Raw genomic sequence first — 3,375 nt, 5'->3', positions numbered from 1 at the left:
TATCCTGGTCCCTCAAGCAACGTCCCGTTAGGGGCACCCCCGACTGCCTGGGAGCCCGACCGTGCTCATCACGGGCCAGCCCCCTGAGCAATTACGCCTGGTTCGGAAGGAAGCGTATGGAGGGATCCGCCCCGCCGCATCGGGCGCCGGGCAATTTTCTGCGCCGTTTGGGTGATGTGGTGGACCGGAGCGACCCGCAGGCAGAGGGGTGGGATCAACGTGGATGGCGACGGTAACGCCGGTATCAGGTGCCGCTACCCGGTAGCGCTACCGCGGTATCACCTCACCATCGGCCGGCTTGGACCATAACCGTCAAGATTCCGTCGCCGCAGCCCTTTCCTGGCATCGCAACTCATCCAGATACTCAGCCGGCCGACGGCGGCCGCCGAAACCGCAGTCCTCGCAGAGGTTCTGGATGTCCTGCTCCCAGCCCACCCATCCCCTGATCACGCACGAGTCCGTCTCGGAAGCGGTCAGCAAGATCGTGTCGAAGGACCACGCCTATCCGTCCTACCGCCGCATTCGCGCCGAGATTGGCGGAGGCTCCCTGCGCGACGTATCGCGCTTCATCCATGACATCAGGAAGACCGCCCCTCACCTGTTCGTTATTCAGAAGGGCGCGGTCAGCGCGTCGCGCGATGCGTTCGCAGGAGGGCCGGTTGACGTCCAGTCCTGCGCCGCGGCCGAGCAGATGCGGCGCGCCATCGACGGCGCCTTGACGGCCTTCATCGCGTCGATGGACGCCCTGCGGCAGGAGGAGAGGCGCCTCGCCGCGGAACAGCACACCACCGCGCTGGCAGCCCTGCAGAGCGAAAGCGCGGCCTGCCGGAGCGAACTGCACGCCCTGATGGCCGAGATCGCTGAACAGGAGCAGGGCTATGAGGATCTGGCGCAGGAACATGACCGGATCACGGAAGACCGCAACCAGCTGGCGGAGACGGTCGCCCAGCAGGGCGCGGCGCTGACCCAAATGACCGCAGAGATCAAGGATTGGCAGCGGCAGGCGGCGGACGCGCAAGCCGCTGTGGAGACCGTGAACCGCCTTCTGTCGGAAGAAAAGGCTGCCCTCCTGCGCTCCTCGCTGCAGCTCGACCAACTGCGTTCGGAACTGACCGCCAAGCATCAGGTGGAGCAGGCGCTGGACGAAGCGCGCCGCGAGAACGCCCGCCTGCGGGGGCGGCTGGAGGTTCTGGAGCCGTTCGCGGCGACACTCGCGGCATCCGCCCATCGTGAAGCCGGTGGCAAGGTGAAGCCCGGCAAGCAGGGCTCGTTGGGGCTGCCGGCCATGGCCGTGCCGCCCGATTCCTGACCGCACCGATGACCGGGTTGGCGACGGCGACGCCGATCTGCCGCTGTGTTTCCGCTCCTGCCGCCATCGGACCATATCGTCATGGCCGCTCCCACCATGGACTTTCCACCCGGGCCCCACACCACCGACTCCACCGCCGCGACGACGGCGCCCGCTGTCCAGCCGCCCCAGCAGGAGCCGCGGACCGTTCCGCTCGAGAAGCTGCTCGGATTGGCCCGCATTCTGGCGCGCCATGAGATGCGCCGGCGGCCGTCCCAGGCCGGCTTCATGACGTTCGCTGCCGGCCTCGCCCTTGTTCTTCTCGCCGCCCTGATCGCGTTCTCCCTGAAGGCCCTGCGATGACCGTCCTCCACCACCCCCGACTCCGTGCCGTGATCTACGCCCGCTACTCGACCGACAAGCAGCGCCAGGAATCGATCGCCGACCAGATCGAGCTGTGCCGGCGTTACGCCGTCCAGCAGGGCTGGGAGGTTGTCGATACCTACACGGACGCGGCGATCAGCGGCGCCTCCCGGCACCGCCCGGGCTTTCTGAAGCTGGTGGATGACGCCGGGCGCCGCCGCTTCGATGTCGTGGTGTCCGAAGCCGTCGACCGTCTGGGTCGACGATTGGCGGACACCTCCGATCTTTACGACCGCCTTAGCTTCTACAATGTGAAGCTGTACACGCCGCACGTCGGCGAGATCACCACGATCCACGTCGCCATCATGGGCATGATGGCACAGGTGCAGCTCAAGGAGATCGGCCAGAAGACCCGACGCAGCCATCTCGGCCTCGCCAAGGAGGGACGTATTCCCGGAGGCAAAGCCTATGGATACGACGTCGTCGACGGCGACAAGGCAGGTGGCGGGTATCGCCGCATCAATGCGGACGAAGCTGCCGTTGTCCGCCGCATCTTCACGTTGTACGCCGACGGCATGAGTCCCCGCGCCATCGCCCGCCTGTTGAACGATGAGAACGTTCCAGGTCCCAGGGGGAGGAAATGGGTCGATACCACGATCCGCGGACAGGTCGCCCGCGGAACCGGTATCCTCAACAACGCCAATTATGCCGGCGTTCTGGAATGGGGACGTTGCGAGTTCGTCAAGGATCCGGGCACCGGCAAGCGCGTCGCCCGCATCAACCCTCGGGAAAAGCGGGAGATTGTTGAAGTCCCCGAGCTGCGCATCATCGACGACGTTCTGTGGAACCGCGTCAAGGTGCGACAGGAGACGGTTGCCACCGAGATCGGTCGGGATGAACAGGGCAACGCTCTGAACCGCGTGCATCGGCGGCGCTTCCTTCTGTCCGGCGTGCTGGTGTGCGGCGTCTGCGGCGGCCGCTACACCATCATGGGCAAGGACCGCTACGGCTGCGCCGGCCACCGGAATTCCGGCACCTGCCCGAACGACCGCACCATCAGCCGACAAGCGATCGAGGGCCGTGTCCTTGCCGGGCTGAAGGAGCGCCTGCTCGGTGCCGACGTGGTCGCCGCCTTCATTGAGGAGATGGTCGTGGCGCAACGGCGTGAACAGGCCGAGGCGCGGAACCGGCGCGGGGATCGGGAGCGCGCCCTCGCCGAGGTTGACCGGAAGATCGCGTCGATCCTGAAGGCGGTGGAGAACGGGATGTACAGCCCGTCCCTGAAGGAGCGGCTGTCCGCCCTGGAGGCCGAGCGTGCCGCGCTCGCCACCGAGATCGGCACCCTGGGGACGGAAGCGCCGGAGATGCTGCTGCCGGCCAACCTGCCGGAGCTGTACCGGCGGAAGATCGCGGAGCTGGAATCCGTGCTCGGCGACGGTGACGAGGGGATGGCCGCGATGGAGATGATCCGGTCCATGGTCGACCGTGTCGTGCTGTCTCCCTGCCCCTCGGGCGCTGGGCTGGAGGCGCAGCTTCATGGCGACCTGCTGGCGATCCTGGAGGCGTGCGCCGAAGCGGACCCGAAACGCCGACAGCCCGCCTCGTGGGAGGCGGGCTGTCAACTGTCGGTGGTTGCGGGGGCAGGATTTGAACCTGCGACCTTCAGGTTATGAGCCTGACGAGCTACCGGGCTGCTCCACCCCGCGGTTGTTCCCTAGGGAAGG

The 3,375-nt window shown here is 66.8% G+C and carries 2 protein-coding genes and 1 tRNA gene; 2 read left to right on the top strand and 1 reads right to left on the bottom strand.

Annotated features, from left to right (window positions below; translation table 11 throughout):
- The first annotated feature begins 484 nt into the window (after nucleotides 1-484).
- Both FHW79_RS32165 and FHW79_RS32160 read left to right on the top strand, forming a co-directional pair.
- The gene (locus tag FHW79_RS32165) at nucleotides 485-1,309 is read left to right on the top strand and encodes a hypothetical protein (protein WP_348984342.1); all 825 of its coding nucleotides are present in this window, start codon (nucleotides 485-487) and stop codon (nucleotides 1,307-1,309) included.
- Nucleotides 1,310-1,647: 338 nt separating this feature from the next.
- A complete protein-coding gene (locus tag FHW79_RS32160; protein ID WP_183182669.1) occupies nucleotides 1,648-3,324 on the top strand; it encodes a recombinase family protein in 1,677 nt (558 codons plus the stop codon).
- Here FHW79_RS32160 and FHW79_RS32155 read toward each other — a convergent pair.
- Nucleotides 3,281-3,357 (bottom strand) — tRNA-Met (locus FHW79_RS32155). The genes FHW79_RS32160 and FHW79_RS32155 overlap by 44 nt on opposite strands.
- Between the last annotated feature and the right edge of the window lie 18 nt (nucleotides 3,358-3,375).

It is taken from the genome of Azospirillum sp. OGB3 (assembly GCF_014192915.1).
Lineage (GTDB): Bacteria > Pseudomonadota > Alphaproteobacteria > Azospirillales > Azospirillaceae > Azospirillum.
This window is presented reverse-complemented; position numbering and strand designations above follow the sequence as displayed.

Bases quoted from the DNA above. Each gene is read 5' to 3' on its own strand.
- FHW79_RS32160 (WP_183182669.1), top strand. From the start codon at position 1,648: ATGACCGTCCTCCACCACCCCCGACTCCGTGCCGTGATCTACGCCCGC.